The sequence below is a fragment of the Clostridium aceticum genome (assembly GCF_001042715.1).
Lineage (GTDB): Bacteria > Bacillota > Clostridia > Peptostreptococcales > Natronincolaceae > Andreesenella > Andreesenella acetica.
Genome location: NZ_CP009687.1, coordinates 3,932,680 through 3,959,041 on the forward strand (window position 1 = coordinate 3,932,680; position 26,362 = coordinate 3,959,041).

The following is a 26,362-nucleotide window of genomic DNA, read 5'->3' on the forward strand; positions in this document are numbered from 1 at the left end:
TTAAAATAATTTTTAATTAACAATTATTGTTGTTAACTCCTCTTGTCATCCTATTATTTACCCTTTTTGCAGAAAAATATAGATGTAGGAAATAATTTTTTTCCTACATCTACTATATTTCTTAAAAAATTAGTTGATTTTTACTATTTTCCCAGTTTTCATATAGATAATTCTTTCACCAATGTTGGTGGCATGATCTGCAATCCGCTCTAAATATCTCCCAGTAAACAGCAGGTGGGTTGCCTGTTGAATGATTTCTGGGTTTTCTATCATCATATTGATTAGTTCCATATAGATATCTTCATATAACCGATCTACTGCTTCGTCATCATGAGCCACTTCTTCTGCTAAATCAACATCTGCCTTCATAAATGCATCTAAGCTTTTCTTTACCATATTTTCCGTCAGTGTAGCCATTTTAGGAATATCAATCAAAGGTTTTATTAAAGGGGTATCTCCAATATCTAAGGTAACTTTAGCAATGTTTACGGCATAGTCCCCCATGCGCTCTAAATCTGTAATAATTTTCAGTATCGTACCTATTACTCTTAAATCCTTTGCCATTGGCTGCTGTAAAGCCAATAAAGACATACACTCTTGCTCTATCTTTAGTTCAAGCTCGTCTATAGCATCATCCAATTCATACACCTGCCTAGCCATTTGTAAATCTTGTTTTGCCAAGCCTTGAACCGCTGTTTCAATAATATTCTGCACCATAGCTCCCATTTTCAATAACAAAATATTTAATTCCTTCAACTGTTGAAAATAATTGCTTCTCATATACCTCTCCTTCCTCTAACCAAATCTTCCTGTAATATAATCCTCTGTTCTTTTATCTCTTGGGGTAGTAAAGATAGCTTGCGTTTTATCTACCTCAACTAAATCCCCCATTAGGAAAAAAGCTGTATTGTCAGAAATTCTTGCAGCTTGCTGCATAGAATGGGTAACAATAATAATTGTGTAATTCTCTTTTAAGTCCATGATTAGTTCTTCAATTTTTGCAGTTGCAATGGGATCAAGGGCAGAGGTAGGTTCATCCATCAACAGCACTTCTGGCTTCATAGCTAAAGCTCTGGCTATGCACAACCTTTGTTGCTGACCTCCTGATAAACCTAAGGCTGACTTATTTAACCGATCCTTTACTTCTTCCCATAGGGCAGCTTCTTTCAAACTTCTTTCAACAATGCTATCTAATTCCTTTTTATCCTTCATGCCATATCGTCTAGGACCATAGGCCACATTCTCATAAACTGACTTAGGAAAAGGATTGGGCTTTTGAAATACCATACCAATTCTTCTTCTTAAAGCAACGACATCTACATCCTCCTTATAGATATCCTGATCCTCTAAATACACCGAACCCTCTATGTGAACATCTTCTATTAAATCATTCATACGGTTTAATGTCCTTAAAAAAGTGGATTTACCACAGCCCGAGGGACCGATAAAGGCTGTTACCTTTTTCGCCTCTATATTTAAAGAAATATTTTTAAGGGCTTGAAAATCACTGTAATATAAGTTTAAATCCCTTACAGATAGTTTAGACATGAAAATTCCTCCAGCTTCTAGGGTTGATTTGTTTTCTCTAAGCTCTATTCACCTTTTTAAATTTTATCCTTATGGTGGTGGCAATCATAAAAAATATAGAGATAATGCTTAATAACACCAATGCTGTTCCGTATTTGACTTCTTCTGGCATATTAGGCACTTGGGTTGATATAATGTATAGGTGATAAGGCAATGCCATTGCTTGATCAAATATAGACTTTGGTAGTCTTGGCAGGAAAAAGGCCGCCACTGTCAAAAGGATAGGTGCTGTTTCTCCAGCTGCCCTACCGATCCCTAAAATAGCTCCAGTTAAAATCCCTGGCATCGCATGAGGCAGTACAACATTTTTTATCGTCTGCCACTTTGTAGCCCCTAAAGCTAAGGATGCTTCACGATAACTTTTGGGAACACTTTTAAGAGCCTCTTCTGATGCTGTAATAACAATAGGGAGAATAAGACAAGCTAGGGTTAATGCTCCCGCCAAAATCGAAGAACCCAAACCTAAAAATAGTACAAATAAGCCTAAACCGAATAATCCATATACAACAGAGGGTACCCCTGCTAAATTTAGTATCGCTAACCGGATAAGTCTATAGATCTTTCCATGGGCTGCATATTCTGTTAGGTAAATAGCAGAACCAATCCCTAGCGGCAAGGCAATACTGATGGTACCCAGCACTAGGTAAATGGTACCAACAATCGCTGGAAAAATCCCTCCCTCTCGCATACCTTTACGGGGCATCCCAGTAATAAACTCCCAACTGATGCCACCTATTCCTTTGTAGATAATGTAGCCTATAATCAACAACGTAGGGACGACTACCAATAGCATGGTGAGGGTCAATACGCCAAAAGCAAGCTTTTCTCTCATTTGTTTTGTCATTTACATTCCCTCCCTCTTAGCTTTAGAAAGAACGGCGTCTGCTATAAGATTGATGGTAGTTGTCATAAACAACAGCACAATTCCTACTGCAAATAACGCATGGTAATGGGTACCGTTCCTTACTGTATCCCCCATTTCTGCTGCAATGGTGGCTGTCATAGTCCTTCCTGAAACCAGAAAAGAATCTGGTATTTGGGCTGCATTACCTGTTACCATCATGACTGTCATGGTTTCACCGATAGCACGACCAACCCCCAGCATCACTGCTGCAATAATTCCTGATGAAGCAGCAGGGACTAAAACATGCTTGATGGTTTCCCACTTTGTCGCTCCAAGAGCAAGAGAGGCTTCTTTATATTCCTTTGGTAATGCACTTATAGCGTCATCAGAAATACTAATAATAGTAGGCAATGCCATAAGAGAAACTAAAATAGATCCAGTTAGCACAGTGAATCCTGAGGATAAAGAAAAGGTAATCCTTACCCAATTGGATAGTACTACAATTCCAAGAAAGCCCAGTACTACAGAAGGAATCGCAGATAAAAATTCTATAATCACCTTCAAACCCGTCTTTATTTTCGGTGGTGCCACCTCAGCAATATAGATGGCACAACCGATACCTATGGGGACGGAAATAAAGATAGCTCCCAAAGTTACCATGAGTGACCCTGCCACCAATGGTAAGATGCCATATTGAGGATTCACTGATATAGGAAACCAGCTTCTCCCAAATAAAAATTCTTTTAAAGTGACATCTTTAAAAAGCATTACACCTGATCTAAATAGAAAAAAGAAGATTAAAGCAACAATAACGACAGATGTAACCCCCATAAACATAATCACATTTTCAATGAAAAACTCTCCTAATCTATGTTTAATGCCTTTTTTAAGGCTCTTTTCATGCTTCATTTCTTTTACCTTTACAGTTGCTTCCCTCATGCTAACCACCTTTCAATCATTAAAGGATACTAAAGCTATTTCTCTAATCCCTTTAATATACTAAGAACTACATTTACAGCCTAAAATCTCCACATCATTTAATCTTAAAAATTGTCCTATCTTTTCTATCCCCATAGAAAATAGTAGAAACAAATTATTGATAAAATATAAGGATAGGAGGATACAGATAACCAACTACAAAGCTTAACAAAATGCAGACCGTATGCATTTGCAGGAAATGACTACAATGTTCAATTCATGTAAGTGAAAAATCCGTAAAGAAATTTGCATGTTTGAGCGGTAGCGAGTTTGCAAATTTTAGGATTTTTCACTGGAATGAATTGCTAACATTGTTCATTTCTGAAACCGCAGGAGGGCGCATTTTGTTAAGGTATAAAATTCGTTATCTATAGTTAGCACACTAACCATCCTCTAACAAATCCTCTGTTATGCTTCTTAGTTATTTGGTATAAATCCTACTTCTTCAACAATTCTTTGACCTTCTGTACCCATGATAAAGTCCATGTATAATTTCATAACACCAGTTGGTTCTCCTGCTGTATAAACAAATAACGGTCTTGCTACTGGATAGCTTCCACCTTGTACTGTTTGTAAAGATGGTAAAATCGCTTCGCTTCCTGCTTCTTTTGCTACTGGTACAGCCTTTATATCTCCACTAAGATAAGCTAAGCCGATATATCCAATACCATTAACATCTTGCTTTAATCCTTCTACGATCGCTTGGGTTGAAGGCATTAGATTTGAATGTGCTGCGTATTCTTCATCCTTTAATACAAACTCCTTGAAAAAGGCATAAGTACCAGAGTTAGATTCTCTTGAGTACAGGGTGATGGCTGCATCTTTGCCCCCTACTTCCTTCCAGTTAGTAATCTCCCCTGTAAAGATGTCTTTTAAATTTTCTAAGGTTAAGCTTTCGATTTCGTTGTCCTTGTGTACTGCAATAGCAATACCGTCTGTCCCAGTTATAAATTCCTTTAACTCAAAGCCATTTGCCTTTGCTTGGTCCATCTCTTCATTTTTCATTTTTCTAGAAGATTGTGCCATATCAGCGGTGCCATTGATAATAGCTGCAATTCCTGTTCCTGAACCCCCACCTGTGACAGCGATTTGTGCTTCAGGGTATTGGTCCATAAACTCTTCTGCCCATTGCTGCCCTAAGTTTACCATAGTATCAGATCCACGAACTTGTACTAATTTACTAAAATCTACATCATTAGATGTGTTTGTCTCGTTTGAAGCTTGATCTCCATTGGTGGTGTTGGCTGGTTCCTGTGATTGACTGCCTCCACATCCAACAAGTGCAACTGCTGCTATCATTACTACTACTAGTAATAAAGCTATTTTTTTCATTACCTATTCCCCTTTCAATCTTCCTAATTTTTTAGACCTTTGGTCTCAACTACATAAACTATTATATTGCTTATTGCTTTTCCTATGGTTAAGGAAAAGTTAATGGAATGTTATGTTTATGTTAAGCGATTTTCTCTTCTTCCAATTTTTCTTCATCTATTTCTTCCATTGTTGAAGGAATGATTTCTAGTTCTAGCTCTTCTTGTAACCTTTCTACGCTTTCATTAGAAAGTCCCTGGTCTTCGTCTACGGATGACTCTTCTTTTTCTTCATCACTTATTTTAAAGCATGAAACAATGGAGGTTAGTTCAGTAGCCATATCCCTCAATTCATTACTTACATGGGTGATATTATGCATTGTATTGGATTGTTGTTGTGTACCCTCTGCAATCTGTTTTGCTCCTTCCACCGTGTAATAAATCATTTCTTCGATTTTTTTCATATACTCATTGACTGCTTCAATACCTAAAACCTGTTTTTTTGCCGCTTCATTATTTTTAGAAGTCATCTCACCTACTGCTTCAATGGATTGATATATAGTATTAAAGCTTTGCTTTGCATAGTTTGAAGCTTTTTTCCCTTCTATAGACTGTTGCTGTGCATAGTGAATTTTGTTACGAACATCCTGCACCTTATTTAATATATCAGCAACAACCGCTGTTATCTCAATGGCAGTTTCATTACTTTGCTCAGATAACTTTCTTACCTCCTGTGCAACTACAGCAAACCCCCTACCCTCTTGCCCTGCTCTAGCTGCTTCAATAGATGCATTTAAAGCTAATAAGTTTGTATCCTTGGCTATTTTCTTAATATAGTCTACAAATTGTCGGATTTTCTTAGAGTCTTCTACCAGCGTCAATACATCCTTCACCGTCATTTCTATAGCATGATCAATCTCCACAATTCCTTCTACTGCTTTTTCTGTAGCTTCAAGTCCTGCTTTTATAGACTGTCTCGCTTTGACCCCTTCTGCTACTGCATCTACACTCATGTTTTCCACTTCTTCTGCTTGTTTTGTCACACCGTAAATAGCTTGTTGGATGTTGCAAACAACATTGCGGCTTTCCTCTGCAGTAGATAAAAACTGTTGGGCTGTAGCGGCGATTTCCTCCATGTAATGCTCTGCATAGTCACTGGTTTCTAGCATCTGCTCTTCAGCCTCATGTAGATTTCTTGTAGTAGTAGAAAGCTTTTCCAATACCTGTCTTTGTGATGTCACCATGCCATTGATACTGTTGGATAAGTCTTCAAATTCATCCTTAGAATTGCAGTGGGCAAATATAGTAAAATCTCCTTCAGCTATTTTTTTCATTACCTTTACCATCTCGTTTATATACCTAATAAACTGTCTTCTAACAAAGACGGTGGATAACCCAATAGCCATCATAACAGCAATTAAAATAATCAAAAGGGTATTGTTTCTGATTTCTTGTGCTACACTTAAGTACTCTTTTTCTGGAAGTGTAAAGGCAATCACCCAGTCTGTTGAAGGTACCCAGTGATAAAAATAGCTCCACCTATTACCTTCTATAGAAATCTGTTGAAAACCATAGGTTTGTTCTTGTGCTATATGCTCCAAAATAGATAGACTTATAGCATCTTCTCCCTCTTCCATCAGCATCTTTGCATCTGGATGGCTCAGCATTTCTCCTTTTGTGTTGATGATAAAACCATAACCAGCCTCTCCTATCTCTGTGTTTCTTACTACCCTATCAAAATTGGCAAAATCGAAGGTAATCGCTATAGCTCCTAAGACCTGGCCCGTTTGATGCATAATAGGGTATGCCATAGATAAAGTAGGTATTTTAACCCCAGTTTGGCTTAAGGAAGAAAGATAAACATCACTCATGATAAAACCTTTCTTAGTCATGGCATCTTTAGCAAACTGTAAATCCTCGATTCCTAAACTATAACCAGTTCGCCCTAAGCTGTCTACAACAATATTTCCATCCAGCCCCACAATGAAAATGCTCTCATAGTATCCCATAGAATCTACATAAATCTTTCTCAATATTTGATTACTCTCCTTTAAGGCAATCTCATCTTCCACTTCCCTCCCTTGGTTATAGCTTTCCAACACGTGGGTAAAGGAGGCATTAGCAGAAAGGTTTTTCAATAAAAACTCCGTATCCTGTAATGTAGTTCTTGTATTTCCTACAATACCCTGCAATAAAATATTGTATTTTTGTACCTCTCCCTCCTGTAAAGCTTTAAAACTTGCCCTATAAGCATAGGTTCCTAATACGAAAGTAGGTAAGGTGCATAGGATTAAAAAAACTGCCATTAGCTTTGTTGCAATTTTAAATTTCATAACACGTCCCCTTTACGAATGAAATTTTCTACTTTATTCCAAATACCACTATATGTTTTAACTTTTATTAACAGATTAAGTTCACGTTAAGTTTCTGTTAACTTTCATCATATGCTTTTTTCTTCTGCTATAAGATATTTAGCAGCAAGGATTATTTTTTCATGCTTTTTTGGTATAATACTTTGTAGTAGTAGTGCAATTATTCCTGTTAACTTAAACCATAATTTGTCACCCTGAGGGGAGTAAAGTGAAGGGGAAGGATGACAGCTCGAGAGGGTTTTGGAAGTAATTGTGTTGAGTTAACGCCTATCATAATAAATAAATATAAAAATATTAAGGAGAATTACATATGTCTATTTTTGTTTTTGGTCATAAAAATCCCGATACCGACTCTGTTTCTTCAGCCATTGCCTTTTCCCATCTGAAAAACAAGCTGGGTTTTGATACAATTCCTTGTGTTTTGGGAGAAGTGAATAAGGAGACCAGTTATGTATTAAATTATTTTGGTCTTCCAACCCCTAAACTGATTGATAATGTAAAGGTACAGGTAAAAGATTTAAAATATAGTTTTGATGAGGGGGTTTCGGGAGATAATTGTATTCTATCTATCTATAAGTTAATGGAGAAGGAGCAGCTTCAAACAGTAGCTGTTGTAGATGAGAATCATAAACTGCTAGGGATCGTTAGCATGAAGGATATTGCTATGGGATTAATCAAAGGGGACTTCTATCATTTACAAAGTTCTTTAGAAAACCTTGTGGCTGCCTTAAAGGGAGAGGTTTTAACAGGAGATCGTGACTATTTTGATGGAAAGATTTCTGTTATCACTTATTACTATAAAACCATCGCTGGGTCCTTAGGGGAAGAGGATATCATTATTGTAGGGGATACCTATGATGTCATTGAATCCGCTATCCAATCAAAAGTACAATTAATCGTTATAACAGGCGGTAAAGTACTTCCTGAAAAATATATTGCTATGGCACAGGAAAAAAAAGTTACCCTTCTTTCTGTTCCTATGGATACCTACTATGTGTCAAAAGTGATTAATCAATGTAATGATGTGTCTACTATTATGAGGACAAAAAATATTATTAAGTTTTATGAAGAAGACTACTTAGAAGAGATCAAAGAAGAGATTATTAATACACATTTTAGAAATTACCCTATCGTAGATCATCAAAATACTTTCTTAGGCTTTATTAATAAAAAGCATATTCTTAATCCTCAAAGGAAAAAAACTATCTTAGTAGATCATAATGAGTATCGTCAGAGTGCGGAGGGACTAGAGGAATCAGAAATATTGGAAATTGTTGATCATCATAAACTAGGAGATATCTCTACTTCTATGCCTATTAATTTTCGTAATAATGCAGTAGGCAGTACCTGTACCATCGTTTACTGGATGTTTAGAGACTTTAATATAGAAATACACAAGGCGATGGCAGGGGTGCTTATGGCAGGTATTATCTCTGATACCCTACTGTTTAAGTCACCTACTACAACAGATATGGACCGAAGAGCAGTGGAGGAATTAAATAAAATTCTCCACATGGATATTGAAACCTTTGCTATGGAGATGTTTAAAACAGGAACTTCCCTAGAGGGTCAGAGTATCGAACAAATTTTCTATAAAGATTTTAAAGAATTCAATCTAGAAACCTATAAAACTGGTATTAGCCAAGTATTTACCTTAGATATTGAGGATGTTTTCAATAGAAAAGACTCCTTCATTGATTTTATGGAGCGTACCCATAAGAATAATAACTATGATATTACTTTGTTACTGATTACAGATATTCTCAAGGAAGGTTCTTATATTTTATTTCAGTGTAAAAACAATCATCTTATCTCCTCTGCATTTCATGTGGAAGGGCTTCAAGGAATTTTTGTAGAAAACATTGTTTCTAGAAAAAAGCAAGTTATCCCTAGATTGCTGGAAGCCATCCATTTAATAAAATAAATCTAAAATCCTTTAATAGACCTCTTATTCACCTTGATGGAGGTCTATTTTCATTGCTTTTCTCATTACATTTCTTAATATATTTCTATCGAAATTTAGACAGCATCGCCTTCATTACTTGATCAAAAGGCATGGCACCCAGATGGCCTATGAGCTTTTCCAGTTCGTTTTCTTCTTCTTCTTTTTGCAGGGTGCCTGAAAGGACAATTTGAACGCTTTGATCTCTATCAAAAACAACTGAGGTCACATCTAGTGTCCCAGCCAAAAGTGCTAAAATAGTCAAGATTTGAGAGGGTGTTAAGTTTATCCTCTCCTGACAATCTTCTTTGTCAAAGGGTTGAAGACTCTTATTTTTTTCATCAGCTTTTAACTGCATCTTTAACTTCTTTACCATATCATCGATTTGTTCAGAAGAAAACATAACACCCCTCCTATGCACCTATATTGGAATAACAATTGGTGGTTGTAGTCCTGGCTGTGGTACCGCTCTCCCTGTAGCAAAACGAAATGCAAGAATAAATACAATAATCATAAGAAAGTTACGTTGAAAATCCTTCATTGAGGGCTATCACCTCTTTCAGTGTATATTAGTATTATATTAACTTTTCTAAGAATTGTGTCTTGTAAATAATACTTCAGCTATTTTGTTAAAAAAGCTATTCACCTTTAACAATCTAACACTAAATTTTTTAAAAATTCTTACCACTTCGTGATAATCATCACAGTAAAGCCTCCCTTTTCATGTTATTTTATTAACAAGATATGTAGCGTTTTTTCTTTTTTCTAGCTCTATCATTGCCGTTAACTTAAATCATAGTTTGTCATTCTGAGGGGAGCAAAGCGGAGTTGAAGGATGACAGTATGAGAGGATTTTGGAAGTAATTGTATTAAGTTAACGCTTATGATGTAAACGCTTATTTAAAATAAAGGAGGTTGAAGTAATGGGATATACCATGACAAGAGAAGCTTTTAACAAAACACTAGCATCCTTAAGTAAGTCCTATAAAATTTATGCCCCTGTAGGATTTAAAGGGGAAGGAAGGTTCTCTGATACGGATGTCATCCGCTATGATGAAATTAAGCAGGTTGAGGAAATTGTTTTAGATGAAAAGTCTCACTTTTCTCCAAAAGAAGTGCTGCACCCTATTCGCCAAACCCTGCTCTACTTTCTACAGGATGAAGTCATAGAAGCTAACACATCTAGCGAAGGAATCATTGTTTTTTTAAGACCCTGCGATATCCATGGCATTTTGAAACTAGACCAGGTTTTTTTACAAAATGGTAATATTAGAGATGTTTACTATGAAAAACTGCGAAACAAAATAAAGTTTTTCATGATAGAATGTACTACAGGTTTTGACGGTTGTTTTTGCGTTTCTATGGAGGCCAACAAAACCGACTTATATACAGCAGCTATTCGTTTCGATGAAAATATTTCCATAGACCTAAAAGATGATGATTTATTGCACTACTTTAAGGAGGAAAAACAAATAGATTTTCAACCTGAATTTATAGAAAAAAATAAATTAGAAGTAAAGTTACCCCCCACTGAAAAAATCACTCCAGAATTTTTTGACTCATCCTTATGGAAGGAATATAGCGAAAGATGCATCGCCTGTGGTCGTTGTAATTTTGTATGTATCTCCTGTAGCTGCTGGACAATGCAGGATATTTCTTATCAAGATAACCCTCACCAAGGGGAGCGAAGAAGAGTATGGGCAGGATGTCATGTAGATGGTTTTACTGACATGGCTGGTGGTCATGGGTTTAGAAAAAACTACGGAGATCGCATGAGATTTAAAACCATGCATAAAATCTATGACTTTAAAAAGCGAAATGGAATGTCTATGTGTATTGGCTGTGGCCGTTGCGATGATGCCTGTCCTGAATATATATCTTTTTCAAAATGTATCAATAAAGTTACAGAAGCATTAGAGGAGGGACAATAGATGGAAAATTGTTATCTACCCCATAAACATAAAATTATAGGGATTACACCCCAAACCGCTGTAGACTATACTTATCGAGTGGCTTATGATAAAACTCCCATAGGTGGTCAATTTGTAGAAATTTCCATCCCTGGTATAGGGGAAGCGCCTATCTCCATCAGCGATTTTGGAGAAGGCTATATAGACATGACCATTAGAAATGTTGGCAAAGTCACCAATTATCTTAACACGCTAAAGCCTGGAGATTTTTTATACCTGCGGGGGCCCTATGGAAATGGCTTTGATTTGGAGAACTACAAACATAAGCATCTTATCCTTGCAGCTGGAGGAACGGGTCTAGCCCCTGTAAAAAGCATTATTAATTATTTTTATCATCATTCCCATGCCATACAACAGTTGGACCTTCTCATAGGCTTCAAGAGCAGCAAAGATATCTTATTTTTAGATGAAATTAAAATGTGGCAACAGAAGGAAAATTTTCGTGTTTTACTAACTATAGACCAAGAGGAAGACGATTGGCAGGGCAATGTCGGTCTTATTACAAAATATGTCCCTGAAATTTCTATAGAAGAAAATTCTGAAGTTATTATCGTTGGTCCTCCCCCAATGATGAAGTTTACATCCCTAGCCTTTTTAGAAAAGGTTCCTGAAGAAAAGATATGGGTATCCTTTGAGAGGAAAATGAGTTGTGGTATTGGAAAGTGCGGTCATTGTAAAATTGATGAAACCTATGTTTGTCTTGAAGGTCCTGTTTTTAACTATACAAAGGCAAAGCAATTAATGGATTAGGAGGTAAAGTTATGTCTGTACACACTAAAAATATTAAAAAAAATGCTTATCGTGTAACAAAGGAACGAGGTAAAACTGCTTTAAGAATCCGGGTACCAGGAGGCCATTTAGAAGTAAAGTATTTTGACATTATTAAAGACATTGCTGAACAGTATGGCAATGGAACAGTTCATATTACTATTCGACAAGGATTTGAAATTCCAGGTATTTCCTTTGACAAAATCCCAGAAATCAATGAAAAAATAGCCCCTATTATTAAAGGGCTAGAGCTGGACTATGGTGTTGCCATCGAAAACCCTGCCGAAGGCTATCCCGCTGCTGGCACGAGAAATGTATCCGCCTGTATTGGAAATAAGGTATGTCCCTTTGCTAATTACAATACTACAGCCCTTGCTATTAAAATCGAAAAGGAAATCTTTCCTAATCATCGTCATGTAAAAATTGCCTGTACCGGCTGCCCTAATGATTGCATCAAGGCACATATGCAGGATTTTGGTATCATTGGTCAAGTAGAACCAGTGTATCATGCACATCGATGCGTTAGTTGTGGTTCCTGCGTAAAAAATTGCAAAAAACGCGTTACAGGAGCATTGGAGATGTTTAACGAAAAAGTTGAAAGAGATGAAAACCGTTGTCTCGGCTGCGGAGAATGTATTTTAAAATGTCCCACTTCAGCGTGGTCCAGAAACCCTGAAAAGTTTTTTAGAGTAGTAATTATGGGTAGAACAGGAAAGAAAAATCCCCGTCTAGCAGAAACCTTTTTACAGTGGGTTAATGAGGAAACCGTGGTAAAAATCATTACCAATACCTATGATTTTATTGAAGCCTATATTGATCAAGAGGCTCCTTTAGGCAAGGAGCATATAGGTTATATTGTAGACAGAGCAGGTTATCAGGTGTTTAAAGAGTACGCCCTCAAGGGTGTTACTTTAACTCCCAAGGCTAAGGTCACAAAATATATAGAGTTTCGTGGATATAAATATGATAACAATTTAGATCTTGGGTAATTTCTTAAAAGGTGACAACAGCTTCCCCCTTAGCTATTGTCATCTTTGTATTTTCTCCCAAAACTACAATATCAAAGCTTTACGTAAAATATTGTATATGGCTGTAGGGAAAGTGCTTTTTGATGAGTTTCTCAATGTACTCTTTCGCCTCTATCGCTTCTTCCTTTTTATAAACATATTTTACCCTTCCATACTTCCCCCACTTTTTCGCTCTTCTGTAGGGATTCATTTCTAGGTTGGTGTTTGGAAAGCGTTCTTCTATGATTTTTTTTGCATTCATAGTAAATCGGTGTTGAATTAATTCAAAGGTAATCGTACTTTTTTCCTTGAAACTAAGATAGTTGTGTAGCTTTTCCATCATTTCACTATAACCCTTTTTCCAGTTTTCATGCAATATAATAGGGGCAATGATAAAGCCTAGAGGGTACCCTGCTCTAGCTATCTTTTCTGCTGCCTTCAGTCTCTCTTCTAAATCATCCACATTATGCTCAAAGTTTTTTATAACGTGACTAGAGTTAATGCTAAACCTAAAGCGAGTATGCCCATGATGTTTCGCATCTAGTAAAGGATCTACATTGCTAAACTTAGTAACTACGCGAAGCCTTCCCCTGTGTAATGTACCAAAGTGCTCTATTGTATCCTTCAAGGTTCCCGTAATGTGTTCTACTGCCAAAGGATCGCCGGTGCTGGCGGCTTCAAACATGGTGGCATGAGGAAGTCTCTTTTCTATATATTTGTCTATTGTATTAAACAGCTGCTCCATGTTAACGTATACTCTAACATAGGGTTTCTTCCCTTGTGTTGTAAAGAGATAACAGTACTCACAATTTCCAGGGCAATTGGTCATAAGAGAAAATTGATAGTGGGCAGAGGGTTTGCATACTTCTAATTGCATACTCTTTTTTGTCCCTACAATCAAAGTCTTTTTTGCAGCTGCATACTTTCCTTTTTCATCCTTTCCTGGTAAACCTCTAACTTGATTGTGGGAAGTAGTGTGCAAAATAGGAATATTTTTATCCTCACAAAAGGCTAGAATTCTTTTTCCTACACTTGTTTCCTTTGCAGAAGGTTCAAAATAAACACGATCTGGTGTCCAAAGCTGCAAGGTCATCCCTCCTTTTTTTTCTTAGTTTTTCACATGAAACAAAAACCATACAAAAAACCTTCTATAGAAATATATAGAAGGTTTTTTTGTATGCAGATTATAAAGTATTATCCAATTTTTTTATCTTTTTCCTCTCCAACTGTTCATCAATAAATCGCAGTACCATTAGTCTTATGATGGCAAAAATAGGTACCCCTAAGAACATGCCCAATACTCCTGACAATCCCCCTCCTACCACGATAGCAAAGATAATCCAAAATGGTCTTAAGCCCACGCTGTCTCCTAATATTTTAGGCCCTAGAAACAATCCATCAAATTGCTGCAATCCTAAAACAAATAGCGTTACCCAAAAGGCCTTCATAGGACTATCGAAGAAGGTAATAATTACCACTGGTACACCTCCAATAAAAGGCCCAAAATAAGGGATCATATTGGTGATTCCTATGATGGTACTTAACAAAAGACCATAGCGAATATTCATAATACTTAGACCAATCAAACAAAGCACACCTATAATAAAGGAGTCTAAAGATTTTCCTATGATAAACTTCCCAAAGAGTTCATCTGCTTCTTTGCCAAATTCCCTCATTCTATCAACGGTTTCATCCTTCATGATGGCTCTTAGAAATTTTTCACTGCTAATTTTAAAGGACTCTTTGTCCGACAACATGTAGAAGGAAATAATCATCGCCAACACAAAGTTCAAAATTCCTGATGTAACCGTCATAATACTGGTGACGATATTATTTAAAACGTACTCAAGTACTTGACTGGCAGTATCGAAAATGTCCTTACTATTTTTCTCGATGTATTCTGCAATGTTATATAAATTATCTAATCCCATATCATTTTCCCAGTTTGCCAACCAGTTTCTTGTGATTCTATCATATTCAGGGACTCTTCTTAATATCTCCCGTATATTGTTAGTAATTTGTGGCACCACAAAGATCAGCAGCGTGGTAATAAAACCCAATAAAACGACGTATACTGTCAGTATACTTACAAATCTATGAAGTGTTTTTCTTTCGTTAATATATTTTACCTCACTGTATAACTTTTTTTCAAACCATCTAACACCAGGATTTAAAATATATGCAATAAATCCACCCATGATAAAGGGACTAAGCACTCTTCTTACCCAACCAAAACTACCAGAAATATTTCCCAGCAAAATCCCTATATTATCCAGTACCTGAAAAAATACAATTGGCAAGATTATGGCAATGCTGGCATACAGAGAATATTTTAAATACTGTCTATCCCACTGAATCTTCATACTACCCACCTCCATTGTCTATATTCATCTCAATTTTTTAGGTATCCAGCCTCCACAGTTAGTCTATACCGCACGCGGGAGTTTTTTTAGATAAACCTGTTTACTACTTTAGACTTTATTATACATGATTTTATAGCCGTCTGCTACCTCATCTTTTAAATCATTTCTTATCCTATTCTAATAAATTTATCATTAGTGTCAATTTAAACCATAATTTGTCATTCTTCGTTATCCTAAGAGCCTTCACTGCCCTCAGGATGACATCTAGAGAGAGTTTTGGTAATAACTGTGTTAGGTTAACGTTATGATAAATCCATATCTTTAGTGTTCAATATTGATTGATGCCTCTCCCGACTTATAGGGAGAAATTACTAAACCCTCCTTGAATGAATAAGTAGCAAGAAAAATATCTTTCATTTTATTATACCCTTGCTGCTGTGCTAGTGAAACAAGCATTTCTTCTGATAACTTCATCTTACCTATCGATTTTTTATCTAGCTTTCCTTCTAAGATCACTACCATAGGAATTTCTTCCTCTTCAGTAACAATAGCCATGTCCTTTGGTTTTAAAGGCTGCACATCGGATTTTTTAAGAACCGTTAGCTTTCCATTGGATTCTACAATAGCATAATGTACTTCATGAAAACGAAATATATCTTTTTCCCTAAGCATCATCAGTATCTCATCAATAGAATATCGTATGTTTCTCATGTTTTTTACAATAAACCTACCATTTTCCATAATAAGGGTGGGCTCAAAGGAAATAAATCTAGAAAATTTTCTGCTTTTTAATACAAGCTTACTTATTATACTCTGAAGAAGAGCCAATACAATTACCGCAAAGGCAGTAGGCAGATGGTGTATATTAGGATCTGCAATATCTGCCCCTACTACTGATCCCATGGTGATGATCACTAAAAAATCTAAAACTGGTAGTTCTCCAATGGGACGTCTGCCCATAATATATACAGTTAAAAACAATAATAGCGGTAAGATAGTTATGATTCTACCAAATATTAAGATATAGTCCCTCATTTTTTCTAACCTCCTTACCACTTATTATTGACGCAAAGAAAAAACTCTAACCTATGGGAAGTTCTAGGTTAGAGTTTTTCGGCTTCTATAAAGTTGGGTAGAGTAAAACATTCTGCAATACTCCCAATAATGTTTTTTCTTCCTACACGGGTATAAACCCCTTGAAGCTTTTCATTATACATAAATAATCCAATGATATAATTATTTTCTATAAAGTCTACGTCATTCTCAGTAAACATCGCCATTGGCAGCTTAGGAATGCGACAAAGCTGCTGTAGTAAATAATCTTTTTTTGATTCTTTTTCAATGATTTCTTCCCACTGCTCTGGTGTAAAGTCTCTTCCAATGTATACACCGCTGGAGGCATATCTGTCCATGGGTTTTAATACCAACTCCTCCTTATTTGCTATGGCAAAGGCTATTAACTCTTTATTGCTGCTACCCAATACCACTGTATAAGGAATGTGTTTTTCGACAAACCGCCTCTCCTCCTCTGTTAGAAAGGGGGTTTTTAGAGGATCATGAAGAATACTAAAGATATTTTTATTATGAATAATCTGAGAGCGAATAGACCCCACTACGCATACGGCACCTTCTAAATAGGCTTCTATAAAATCCTGTACCTCTTCAGCATGATCGACGATCTCCCAAGTCACTGCTCTACGATAAATACAGTCAATCTGAAAATCTTTATAGTACAGTTTTTTATCTCTATAGGTCAAATCTCTAATATCTGCAATAACGGTAGCATAGCCTCTTCTCTCAAATGCTTTTTGAAACTCTATAAACTCACTGGGTATTGACGAAGAAAACCTGTCAACAATGGCAATTTTAGGATTTTTTTCTTCTTTATTAAACTCTTTGTAATTTATCAATAATGCCTCTACCCAACTATCAAATAGTTCACAGGTAGTAAAAGTATTTTTCTCTTGCAAATCCCTTATAGCTAAAGAATTTTTGAAAATATACTGTAATTCCCGCTCCTCCACCATCCCGGAGGAGCCATCTGCATTTAACTCGCAAAATTGAAAGTCTTCGTTGAAGTGATAAAAAATATCAAACCGTCCCATAGGTATATCAATACTGTAGCCTGGATCTTTTAAAATTAGTTTTTCCAACAGTGGAGAAAACCCAAAATGCTTTCTAAAGGCTTCCTCCTCTAGGTACTGACGAATTACTTTTTTTAAAATACCCAATAATTGTGTTGTAAGCTGCTGAAACCTTTGTACATCCTCTTGGCTTAAAAACATGGGCTGGTATAAAAATTCTACTGGCTTATTTTTATACTTAGCAGGGGATGTCTCTACCGCTGTTAAAACTCTTTTGTACTCCTCCAAATAGGCTTCTTTGTTTTGCAGAACATTTTTATGGTACTCAGTAAATAATCTATTCATTACAGCCATCTGCTATTTACCTCCCGTATCGATTTAAAGCACACCATGTCAGAGACTCTATACCTTTACTTTTTATAAGTCTTTTAGATAACAATGCTGGGGTTTTTTCATGTCTTGTTAAATTCTCTAGGGTTTTTAAGTAGGCTTTTTCCTCTTCTTGCAGTCCTTTTTTAGCTAAATCAAAAAGAACAGGAATAAAGTCCATGATTACCTTACACTTATATCTTCCTTCAAAGCCCTTTTCTACAATATCTTTTTTTGCTTGCCGTACCTTTTCTTCTTCTATGTTATTAGCCATTTCGTACAGATATTCTAAAGCAATGTCGTTATAGAAAATTCCCTTTATCAAAGCAATATACCCTAGATTAAGGGGATAAGGTAATGCATCCCCCATTCGAATTTCAATGTATTTCCTAACCCTTACATCAGGAAATACCATAGATAGAAGATGGCTAATTTCTTCGTTAGTGATATTATAGGGATCTATTAAATCCTTTGCTTTTTTATCATAAGTAGGTGTGAATACCCCTTCTTTCATGATAAAGATAGGGGGAGTATTTAGTATGTATTCGGCATATTCTTTATATCCAAATTTACTTTTAAAGGTACCTGGAACAATACTACTACGCTCTTGGTCTGTATTCTCCCAGATAATATTCCTAATACTGTGTTTCTCAAAGAGTTTTCCTTCGAAAATCGGGGCATTATCTGTAATTAAATGAAGTAATGGTGACAAAAAATTAGCTACTTTAAATTTTTTTACGAAGTCTTCTTCATTTTCATAGTCAATCACTACCTGAAGAGATGCTGTTCCCTTCATCATATTATGGGCATACTTACCCTTTGCTTTAAAGTAATCTGCCATATATTGATAGCGTGGCTTTGGATTAAAAGGAACTTCTTCAATAGAGGTCCTAGGATGATACCCTATTGCCATTAACAATTGGTTTTGCTCATCCACGATGGGAATGACCTTTTTCAAGAATCTTAGATAATTTGCTTCTATTTCTCGGATATCCATAGTGGGAGGCATGCTGATTTCTAGCTGTCCTCCTGGCTCTAGTGTAATAACTTCTGTATCACTTTCTAATCCTAAAAGATACTTATCCTCATAGGTAGGCTTGTATGCCCCCTGTAAGGCTAACTTCTTTAATATGGTTTCGATTCCTTCCTCTTCATAATAAGTCACGGAATCGAAGCTTTCTTTTTTTACAACAATATGCTCTATCTCTACACCTAATTTAAAATCGTTTCTTTCTTTTTCTCCAGCTTTTATAAATTCTACAATAGCGTTTACTTGTTTTTCATATTGCATCATCTGTTCACCTCGATTATGTAAAAACTAGTTAAATATTTACCCCCTTTTTATCAAAATACACAAACTTTTCTTCCCTCACTGCTGATTTCCCTCTTATTTTATATGAGGCTTAGGTTACCCTTCTTAAAAATCATCGTTGCAGACAAGCTCCAATATAACAATTATTCATCTTGTTTTCATGACTCCTCCCTTTCTTCAAGTTTGAAAAGGTATAATGCTACCTCTCTGCTGGTAATAATAATTTTTTTTGTTTTCTTATCAAAATATATTTCATTTACTTCCCAAGGTATAGATAAAACTACCTCTTCCTTCCCCTCTCGAGATCGTCTTATTAACTTTTCTCCATCTAGAAAAAAAGCCTCTTTTTCATGGGATATAACAAACATATCTTGACTATTTAATAATACAGGATTTTCATATACCTTTCTATCTTTTCCGTAGATTTCTACTAATTCTAAAGCATCTCTTTTTCCTAAAGAGCTACCATAAAGGTAGTTATCAAACAAAATTTCATAATAATTATAAGGCATATTCTCTACCAGTATCCCTTTTTCGCTATCAAGGTTGTAGACAAATACTTCTTGATACTTTACTGCCTCTATCTCTCCATGTGGGGCCTTTATGATTTCTCCGGTAGAAATACTTACCTTAGAGGCATCTTTACTCCACTGTATACTGTCTATAGGGTCCACTAGTCCCATGGGATTTTCATAGATCGTTTTATCTTCCTTTTCTTCTATCTGTAAAAGAGCCAGTTCTGTACCTATATATGTCCTCCAATCACCTATCAGTACTTCTTCTTTTTCCTGCGGCTTCCTAATATATACAATGTACTTATCGTCTGGTGCCCATTTGGCTGTAGTAGCTTCTAGTGTGCTGTAGTATTTTCCTTCATCATCATAGATTTCAGAATTATAAAATATAAAATAGTTAGTTTTGTGACTCCACTGAGTTGTAAAGGAAAAGGTTTGAAAAGCATCTTCTCCTATGTTTTCTTTAATTAGCTTTGATTGATCTTGGTCCAAATAATATAAGTACAAGTCTGCTTTTTCTCGAGAACCCTTTGTATATAAAACAGCAGTTTTATTGGGGGAAATCAACAAGTTGGGTCGATGCAGACCTACTATTTCCTCATCTATTTTTTTTTCCTCTTCTCCTACTCTATAAAACAACTGTCCCTCTAAGTCAACATACACAGCACTTTCTTCTTCTATCGGTATATACAAATCATACTCCCCAGCTTCTTCATGACTTTTTTCAAGCACCTGTGTTTCTAGGTCAAGGGAATAAAAATTCCATTCATTTTTCTTTGTTGCACTGAAATAAAACTTTCCCTCCTCCACTTTATATCCGTTTATGGTAGAAAACCCCTTTACACCTTCTACCTTTTGAAGTGCTGTTGGGTTTTCTTTATTGTCTGAATGGTTATCTGGGTTGTCATTACAGGCGACTAATAACAAAACAATATATATTAATACCATAACATTGAAAAAACCATTGCTTTTTTTCAAAGTCATTCTCCTTTCCACTGTTGATTTGTTGATAGTTTCTCCTGTATTGCTTAAAATTAGTCGATAGTCTTTTTGTATATTTAAATGAAGAGGATCAGCAACTTGAATTGCAACATAAAGAAAGGACTAGCTTAGCTAGTCCCTTTGTTATCTCCTTGTAAAGTTTTAATATTCCATTGTTCCGGCATCGTGTTTACTAAATTTATAAAAGTCCTTGCCCTTTCTTCTTCTTGTTTCCAGGATAAATATATAATAGAAGGACCTGCACCACTTAAAAATAATTGATTTAAATCTAGTTTCTCTGCTTTTGAAAAAATAGTTTCTAATGAGGCCATCAACTTCGTTCTATAGGGTTGGTGCAGACAATCCTGTAGAGCATATGGGATTTTTTCTAATTCTCCTGACATCAAAGCCGCCACCAGTAAAGAAGACTTTCCCACGTTTTTTACAGCATCTCTGAAGGGAACGCTCTCTGGCAAAACACCCCTGGAGGCCTTTGTACTTAGTTCTACTTCAGGAATCGCCACAATAAACTTCAGGGTTTCATGAACAGGAAATCTTACATAGCTGGTTTTTCCTTCATCCTGACAGGAAACTACCACGCCACCCAGCAAAGCTGGAGCTACATTATCAGGGTGACCCTCTATTTCTACAGCTAACTCTAAAACTTCTTCTTGACTTAATAGATTGCCCATCAATTTATTTGCAGCGACAATTCCTCCTACAATACAAGCAGCACTGCTGCCCAACCCCCTAGCAAGAGGAATGTTATTATATTGTTTTATCCTTAACCCCTTTGGATATCTGTCTATTTTATCAAAGGTTTTTAACATACTCTGATAAATTAAGTTGTTTTTGTTCTTTTCTATTTTTTCTTGATCTCTACCCTCAACTTCTATCAGTAGTCCTTCTTCTATCTCCTCTACCTCTATTTCATTGTAAAGGGAAAGGGCAATGCCTAAACAATCAAATCCTGGTCCTACATTAGCAGTTGTAGCGGGGACTGTCACCTTAATCATTTTGCTCACTTCCTAGACAGTCATCAATAATAGCCTTGATCTCTTCTATCTTTACACCATATACCTTTAATTCTTTTTCTGGTGCCACTACAGAAGGATCTTTTAAACCATTCCCAGTTAGTACACATACTACCTTTTTACCTTTTTCAAAGTATCCTTTTTGGCTTAATTTAATCACCCCTGCGACACTGGCAGCAGAAGCAGGTTCTACAAATACCCCTTCTTTAGAAGCCAATAATTTTTGAGCCTGTAGGATTTCCTCGTCTGTTACCTTATCAATCATACCTTTGGACTCATCCCTTGCAGCTACTGCCTTATCCCAGCTAGCAGGATTTCCTATTCTAATAGCGGTGGCAACTGTCTCTGGTTCATCGAACACCCTATCTTCTACAATAGGTGCTGCTCCTTCTGCCTGAAAGCCTAGCATTACTGGCAGTTTTTCTATTTTTTTAGCTTCATAATAGTCCTTAAAGCCTGCCCAGTAAGCAGAAATATTACCAGCATTCCCTACAGGAATAGATAAGTAATCTACTTGACCCTCTAGTTGGTCACACACTTCATATGCCCCTGACCTTTGACCGATTAATCTATAAGGATTTACAGAGTTTACTAAAGTAACCTTTCCCTCCTCAGCTATTTCCCGCACCATCCTTAGTGCATCATCAAAGTTTCCCTCCACAGGGATAATTTCTGCTCCATATAATATTGCTTGAGCTAGCTTTCCCAGTGCAATTTTATTGTTAGGGATAAGTACAAAACACTTTAATCCAGCCTTAGCAGCATAGGCAGCTGCTGATGCAGAAGTATTACCCGTAGAAGCACAAATAATTGCCTTACTTCCCGCCTGCACCGCTTTTGTTACTGCCATGGTCATCCCTCTATCTTTAAAAGAACCAGTGGTGTTTAATCCTTCATACTTTAAGTATAGTTTTATGCCCCCCAACATTTTTTCAATGTTTTCTGCAGGGATCAGTGGCGTATTTCCTTCATTAAGGCTAACGACTGTCTCTCCTTCTTTTACTCCGAAATAATCTCCATACTTTGCAATAATTCCATTCCACATAATTATGCCCCCATTCTCTTTTTACCGTTTTCTACTCGGATTAGATTTGCTAATTCTACTACTTCCTCCATTGTCATAATTTCTTCAACAGCCTCCTGTACATCTGCTTCTTTTGTACAATGAGTGATAAATACAAGGGATACAGAAGGAACCCCCTCACCTTTTTGAAGCACTGAAGACAAACTAACATTATGCTTGCCAAATAAGCTGGCAATTGTTCCTAATACCCCTGGCTTATCTTTTACAATCAGTCTAACATAATATTCTGATTCTGTCTCGCCCATAGGCTTTATTGTTTTGTCTACAGAAGCAGTTTCTTCTATTTGAACTGGCGGTTGATCCTTCCCCTTAATTACAGCAATAATATCTCCTACTACCGCACTTCCAGTGGGTAAGTCTCCAGCCCCTCTACCATACAGCATTAAATCCCCTACAGCATTTCCCTTTACAAAAATTGCATTGAAGGAGTCATTCACTGAAGCTAGAGGGTGAGATTTCGAAATAAAGGTGGGATGTACTCTCATCTCTATGATACCTTCCTCCTCCTTGCCTATAGCAAGAAGTTTTATCACATAGCCTAATTCTCTAGCATAATCAATGTCAATAGACGTGATTTTAGAAATTCCTTCTCTGTATACTTCATCAAACTTCACAGTAGTACCAAAAGCTAAAGAAGATAATATAGTAAGTTTATGAGCAGCATCATAGCCCTCTACATCTGCTGTAGGATCTGCCTCTGCATAACCCATTTCTTGTGCTTCCTTTAATGCATCAGCAAAGTCCACTTTTTCTGCTGTCATTTTTGTTAAAATATAGTTTGTGGTACCATTGAGGATCCCCATCATCTTCTGAATTTTATTTCCTACTAGACTCTCTTTAAGGGTTTGAACAATAGGTATTCCACCAGCTACACTAGCTTCATAATAGAGATGTACCCCTTGGTCCTTAGCTAGTTTAATGATTTCCTCCCCATGGTTGGCTAAAAGAGCTTTATTAGCAGTAACAACGTGTTTCTTGCTCTTTAGTGCTTTTAATATGTAGTCTTTGGCTGGCTCAATGCCTCCCATGACTTCTACAATAATCTCAATTTCTTTATCCCCTATAATATCTTCATAATTGGAAGTAAGTAAATCTTTTGGAACAATATCTTTTCTTTTTTTAGCAGCATCTTTAACCAAAATCTTCGCTACCTCTATGTCATAACCACAATTTTTTATAATGTTATCTTTATTGGTCTGAAGAATTTCCCATACGCCTCCTCCTACGGTTCCAGCGCCCAACAAAGCTATTTTTATCTTTTTCATTCCTACATCCCTTCCCTTTCAATACTTAATTTTTATTCATAAACTTACTCTTTTGCTAATATCGTTACTTTATTTACACCCTCCATGCTTTCAAGGATCTGAATTAACTTATCTACTTGAATCATCATATTTTTTAGCTCTAGTGATATAGTTACATTGGCTACCCCATGTACGGGAATATTTTGATTAATCGTCAAGATACTGGCTTGAGCATCTGCAATCTCATTTAACACCTCTGAAAGCACCCCTGGCGAATGTTCTAAAATCAACGCCATTGTAATCATTCTACTTGTATTCATCTCATAAAGGGGAAAGATGGCATCCTTGTACTTATAATAGGCACTCCTACTCATGCCTACCTTCTCTACTGCCTCAAAAATAGTAGTAACTTTTCCCTTTTTCAGTAAATTTTTTACCTCCATGGTTTTTATAAAAACTTCTGGCAACACTTCTGCCTTTACGATATAATAGTTATTCCCATCAGATTCCATGTGGCTATCACTTCCTTTTGTTTGTATATGGTAAACAAATGTTTTCATATAATGAACATCTTACCATAAAGCGTCTTTACTTTCAACTACTTTTCCTAGAAAATTTTTATGTTTTCTTAGCAGACATACGCCTCTAATTTTAAAAAGATATGCCTATAGTTATCTCAGAAAAATCCTTCTGTAAAGTATTGTAAATTTTTGAAAAAGTGTGATATTATATAGAGTATTAGAACTTTTTAAGTATATTATTTTTACTAAAGAAGGAACAAAGGGGGTATAAGTTTAATGAGTCAAAAAAAAGAGCAATGGGGCAGTAGGTGGGGATTTATTGCAGCATCTATTGGAATGGCCATAGGAACTGGTAACATATGGAGATTTCCTAGAGTTGCTGCCGCCAACGGAGGAGGTCCCTTTATTATCGCTTGGACCATCGCATTATTTGTGTGGGCTATTCCTCTTTTAATGGGAGAAATGGTCATGGGTCGAAAAACCGGATTAGGTACTATTGGTGCCTTCCGAGATTTCGTAGGTCCTAAGTTCACTTGGATGGGGACCTGGATTGCTGTAGTGTGTTTGGGTATTATGTTTTATTATTCTGTTGTAATGGGCTGGTGTGTTAAATACTTTACTTTAGCCTTGTCTGGAAGCTTCGAACCAGGTATGACTACAGAAGCTACCGAGGCAATTTGGCAGGTCTTCACTACTACACCTTCCCAAACCATATTCTTTCATTTTATTTCCATGCTATTGGCTGGTTTTATCATTTATAAAGGTGTTACAAACGGTATAGAAAAAGCCAGCAAAATTATGATTCCTACATTATTTATACTACTTATTCTAGCGGTTGTAAGATCTTTAACCTTACCTGGGGCTGCTCAAGGGCTTGAATACTTATTTAGCCCTAAATTGGAGATGTTAGCTAATCCAGAAATCTGGTTACAAGCCTTTACACAAGCAGCTTGGTCAACAGGAGCAGGTTGGGGTTTTATTATCACCTATTCAGTTTATACAAGTGCCAAGGAAGATATTGCAGGAAACTGTATGATTATGGGTTTTGGGGACAACCTTGGTGCATTAATCGCGGGTATGACAGTACTTCCTGCCATTTATGCTTTATCTCCTACACAAGAATTTGCCAGTGAAGCATTAGCCTCTGGCAATACAGGCATTACCTTCATTTACTTAGCACAGTTATTTGCTCAGATGCCTGCTGGAAGATGGCTTGCAGCAATATTCTTTGGATCTATGGCAATCGCAGCTCTATCCTCCCTTCTACCGATGATTGAGGTAGGGGTAAGAAATCTTATGGATATGGGCTTCGAAAGAAAGAAATCTACTCTAATTATTGTAATCAGCGGATTTATATTGGGCGTTCCTTCTGCCTACAGCTTAAATTTCTTAGATAACCAAGACTGGGTTTGGGGAATCGGTTTATTGGTAAGTGGTTTATTCGTTGCTTTTGCCCTTATGAAGTACGGATTAGAAAAAGCTAGGAATACCATTATTAATACCCCATGGTCAGACTTCCAAGTTGGAAGCTGGTGGAGCACATGTATAAAACTATTCCCAGTATTTTTTACAATCATTACTGGATGGTGGTTATGGCAAGCCATTACTTGGTATCCTGATGACTGGTGGAATCCATTTGAAGTATTTAGTTTTGGCACCATTGTATTCCAATTTGCTATTCTCTTGGTATTTGCTTGGTTGACCAACAACTGGCTTGCAGGCAAAATTATAAAAGGCCAAGATATTACAAAACAAGTATCCTAATGTTGGTCTAAGGAGGAAAATATTATGTCTACTACATCTATCATTATGATGATTACGGTTTTAGGGTTTTATGGTTTAGGATTTGTTTTCTTGTTAGCTAAGGTTTTTCAGTCAAAGGCTAATAAATAAAAAAGTCTTCTTAACACGAATAAAAACACGGTAGCTTTGTTGTTACCGTGTTTTTTATATCCACATATTTTGTATTGAAACGAAGTTTTTATCCCCAGTACCCACAATATACTGTGTATATATTATAGGTAGCATCTATATACTCTATTTTTTTATCATTAGCGTTAATTTAAACCTTAATTTG

The 26,362-nt window shown here is 36.4% G+C and carries 22 protein-coding genes; 5 read left to right on the plus strand and 17 right to left on the minus strand.

Annotation, left to right across the window (positions count from 1 at the left end; all coding sequences use genetic code 11):
• Positions 1-129: 129 nt before the first annotated feature.
• From phoU to CACET_RS18140, 6 genes are all read right to left on the minus strand, one after another.
• Complete coding sequence (gene phoU, locus CACET_RS18115; RefSeq protein WP_044825494.1) at positions 130-780, minus strand: phosphate signaling complex protein PhoU; 651 nt, start codon at positions 778-780, stop codon at positions 130-132.
• Between the two features lie 15 nt (positions 781-795).
• The gene (gene pstB / locus CACET_RS18120; RefSeq protein WP_044825495.1) at positions 796-1,548 is read right to left on the minus strand and encodes a phosphate ABC transporter ATP-binding protein PstB; all 753 of its coding nucleotides are present in this window, start codon (positions 1,546-1,548) and stop codon (positions 796-798) included.
• A gap of 37 nt (positions 1,549-1,585) precedes the next feature.
• Positions 1,586-2,431 carry a phosphate ABC transporter permease PstA gene (gene pstA, locus CACET_RS18125; protein ID WP_044825496.1) on the minus strand — a complete coding sequence of 282 codons (846 nt, stop codon included), beginning with the start codon at positions 2,429-2,431 and terminating at the stop codon, positions 1,586-1,588.
• Entirely contained in the window at positions 2,432-3,370 is a 939-nt protein-coding gene (pstC, locus tag CACET_RS18130) for a phosphate ABC transporter permease subunit PstC (RefSeq protein WP_082058249.1), read from the minus strand.
• 456 nt (positions 3,371-3,826) lie between these two features.
• Positions 3,827-4,741, minus strand: a complete 915-nt coding sequence (locus CACET_RS18135; RefSeq protein ID WP_044825497.1) for a PstS family phosphate ABC transporter substrate-binding protein — start codon at positions 4,739-4,741, stop codon at positions 3,827-3,829.
• Between the two features lie 121 nt (positions 4,742-4,862).
• A complete protein-coding gene (locus CACET_RS18140; protein WP_044825498.1) occupies positions 4,863-7,052 on the minus strand; it encodes a methyl-accepting chemotaxis protein in 2,190 nt (729 codons plus the stop codon).
• Between the two features lie 349 nt (positions 7,053-7,401).
• Between CACET_RS18140 and CACET_RS18145 the strand changes: the two genes are divergently transcribed.
• Positions 7,402-9,015 carry a putative manganese-dependent inorganic diphosphatase gene (locus CACET_RS18145; RefSeq protein ID WP_044825499.1) on the plus strand — a complete coding sequence of 538 codons (1,614 nt, stop codon included), beginning with the start codon at positions 7,402-7,404 and terminating at the stop codon, positions 9,013-9,015.
• A gap of 85 nt (positions 9,016-9,100) precedes the next feature.
• On the opposite strand, the gene CACET_RS18150 is transcribed toward CACET_RS18145, so the two are convergent.
• Entirely contained in the window at positions 9,101-9,436 is a 336-nt protein-coding gene (locus tag CACET_RS18150) for a hypothetical protein (RefSeq protein WP_052661499.1), read from the minus strand.
• Positions 9,437-9,956: 520 nt separating this feature from the next.
• Here CACET_RS18150 and asrA point away from each other — a divergent pair.
• The 3 genes from asrA to asrC are packed head-to-tail and all read left to right on the plus strand — an operon-like array spanning position 9,957 to position 12,760.
• The gene (asrA, locus tag CACET_RS18155; RefSeq protein WP_044825500.1) at positions 9,957-10,964 is read left to right on the plus strand and encodes an anaerobic sulfite reductase subunit AsrA; all 1,008 of its coding nucleotides are present in this window, start codon (positions 9,957-9,959) and stop codon (positions 10,962-10,964) included.
• Positions 10,965-11,753, plus strand: a complete 789-nt coding sequence (gene asrB / locus CACET_RS18160; protein WP_044825501.1) for an anaerobic sulfite reductase subunit AsrB — start codon at positions 10,965-10,967, stop codon at positions 11,751-11,753.
• An 11-nt stretch (positions 11,754-11,764) separates the two neighbouring features.
• Positions 11,765-12,760 (plus strand): sulfite reductase subunit C, encoded by a 996-nt coding sequence (gene asrC / locus CACET_RS18165; RefSeq protein ID WP_044825502.1) that lies wholly within the window; start codon positions 11,765-11,767, stop codon positions 12,758-12,760.
• A 79-nt stretch (positions 12,761-12,839) separates the two neighbouring features.
• On the opposite strand, the gene splB is transcribed toward asrC, so the two are convergent.
• From splB to CACET_RS18215, 10 genes are all read right to left on the minus strand, one after another.
• Positions 12,840-13,865, minus strand: a complete 1,026-nt coding sequence (gene splB / locus CACET_RS18170; protein WP_044825503.1) for a spore photoproduct lyase — start codon at positions 13,863-13,865, stop codon at positions 12,840-12,842.
• A 97-nt stretch (positions 13,866-13,962) separates the two neighbouring features.
• Positions 13,963-15,141 carry an AI-2E family transporter gene (locus tag CACET_RS18175; RefSeq protein WP_044825504.1) on the minus strand — a complete coding sequence of 393 codons (1,179 nt, stop codon included), beginning with the start codon at positions 15,139-15,141 and terminating at the stop codon, positions 13,963-13,965.
• A 321-nt stretch (positions 15,142-15,462) separates the two neighbouring features.
• Entirely contained in the window at positions 15,463-16,176 is a 714-nt protein-coding gene (locus CACET_RS18180; protein WP_044825505.1) for a DUF421 domain-containing protein, read from the minus strand.
• Between the two features lie 68 nt (positions 16,177-16,244).
• Complete coding sequence (locus CACET_RS18185; protein ID WP_044825506.1) at positions 16,245-17,579, minus strand: glutathionylspermidine synthase family protein; 1,335 nt, start codon at positions 17,577-17,579, stop codon at positions 16,245-16,247.
• Positions 17,580-17,586: 7 nt separating this feature from the next.
• Positions 17,587-18,885: a glutamate--cysteine ligase gene (locus CACET_RS18190; RefSeq protein ID WP_044825507.1), complete on the minus strand. Its 1,299-nt coding sequence runs from the start codon at positions 18,883-18,885 to the stop codon at positions 17,587-17,589.
• Between the two features lie 179 nt (positions 18,886-19,064).
• Positions 19,065-20,399, minus strand: a complete 1,335-nt coding sequence (locus tag CACET_RS18195) for a hypothetical protein (RefSeq protein WP_044825508.1) — start codon at positions 20,397-20,399, stop codon at positions 19,065-19,067.
• A gap of 131 nt (positions 20,400-20,530) precedes the next feature.
• Entirely contained in the window at positions 20,531-21,418 is an 888-nt protein-coding gene (thrB, locus tag CACET_RS18200; protein ID WP_044825509.1) for a homoserine kinase, read from the minus strand.
• On the minus strand, positions 21,411-22,484 hold the full coding sequence (gene thrC / locus CACET_RS18205) for a threonine synthase (RefSeq protein WP_044825510.1): 1,074 nt from the start codon (positions 22,482-22,484) through the stop codon (positions 21,411-21,413). Before thrC ends, thrB begins: the two co-directional genes overlap by 8 nt.
• Complete coding sequence (locus CACET_RS18210) at positions 22,484-23,785, minus strand: homoserine dehydrogenase (RefSeq protein WP_044825511.1); 1,302 nt, start codon at positions 23,783-23,785, stop codon at positions 22,484-22,486. Before CACET_RS18210 ends, thrC begins: the two co-directional genes overlap by 1 nt.
• Positions 23,786-23,829: 44 nt before the next feature.
• Positions 23,830-24,324, minus strand: coding sequence for an ACT domain-containing protein (locus CACET_RS18215; protein ID WP_242846944.1), 495 nt, complete (start codon positions 24,322-24,324; stop codon positions 23,830-23,832).
• A gap of 237 nt (positions 24,325-24,561) precedes the next feature.
• Here CACET_RS18215 and CACET_RS18220 point away from each other — a divergent pair, with 237 nt between their 5' ends.
• Positions 24,562-26,049 (plus strand): sodium-dependent transporter, encoded by a 1,488-nt coding sequence (locus CACET_RS18220; protein ID WP_044825513.1) that lies wholly within the window; start codon positions 24,562-24,564, stop codon positions 26,047-26,049.
• Positions 26,050-26,362 lie beyond the last annotated feature (313 nt).

Coding starts and splice junctions, on each gene's coding strand:
- phoU (WP_044825494.1), bottom strand. CDS start 780: ATGAGAAGCAATTATTTTCAACAGTTGAAGGAATTAAATATTTTGTTA.
- pstB (WP_044825495.1), bottom strand. CDS start 1,548: ATGTCTAAACTATCTGTAAGGGATTTAAACTTATATTACAGTGATTTT.
- pstA (WP_044825496.1), bottom strand. CDS start 2,431: ATGACAAAACAAATGAGAGAAAAGCTTGCTTTTGGCGTATTGACCCTC.
- pstC (WP_082058249.1), bottom strand. CDS start 3,370: ATGAGGGAAGCAACTGTAAAGGTAAAAGAAATGAAGCATGAAAAGAGC.
- CACET_RS18135 (WP_044825497.1), bottom strand. CDS start 4,741: ATGAAAAAAATAGCTTTATTACTAGTAGTAGTAATGATAGCAGCAGTT.
- CACET_RS18140 (WP_044825498.1), bottom strand. CDS start 7,052: ATGAAATTTAAAATTGCAACAAAGCTAATGGCAGTTTTTTTAATCCTA.
- CACET_RS18145 (WP_044825499.1), top strand. CDS start 7,402: ATGTCTATTTTTGTTTTTGGTCATAAAAATCCCGATACCGACTCTGTT.
- CACET_RS18150 (WP_052661499.1), bottom strand. CDS start 9,436: ATGTTTTCTTCTGAACAAATCGATGATATGGTAAAGAAGTTAAAGATG.
- asrA (WP_044825500.1), top strand. CDS start 9,957: ATGGGATATACCATGACAAGAGAAGCTTTTAACAAAACACTAGCATCC.
- asrB (WP_044825501.1), top strand. CDS start 10,965: ATGGAAAATTGTTATCTACCCCATAAACATAAAATTATAGGGATTACA.
- asrC (WP_044825502.1), top strand. CDS start 11,765: ATGTCTGTACACACTAAAAATATTAAAAAAAATGCTTATCGTGTAACA.
- CACET_RS18175 (WP_044825504.1), bottom strand. CDS start 15,141: ATGAAGATTCAGTGGGATAGACAGTATTTAAAATATTCTCTGTATGCC.
- CACET_RS18180 (WP_044825505.1), bottom strand. CDS start 16,176: ATGAGGGACTATATCTTAATATTTGGTAGAATCATAACTATCTTACCG.
- CACET_RS18185 (WP_044825506.1), bottom strand. CDS start 17,579: ATGGCTGTAATGAATAGATTATTTACTGAGTACCATAAAAATGTTCTG.
- CACET_RS18190 (WP_044825507.1), bottom strand. CDS start 18,885: ATGCAATATGAAAAACAAGTAAACGCTATTGTAGAATTTATAAAAGCT.
- thrB (WP_044825509.1), bottom strand. CDS start 21,418: ATGATTAAGGTGACAGTCCCCGCTACAACTGCTAATGTAGGACCAGGA.
- CACET_RS18210 (WP_044825511.1), bottom strand. CDS start 23,785: ATGAAAAAGATAAAAATAGCTTTGTTGGGCGCTGGAACCGTAGGAGGA.
- CACET_RS18215 (WP_242846944.1), bottom strand. CDS start 24,324: ATGAAAACATTTGTTTACCATATACAAACAAAAGGAAGTGATAGCCAC.
- CACET_RS18220 (WP_044825513.1), top strand. CDS start 24,562: ATGAGTCAAAAAAAAGAGCAATGGGGCAGTAGGTGGGGATTTATTGCA.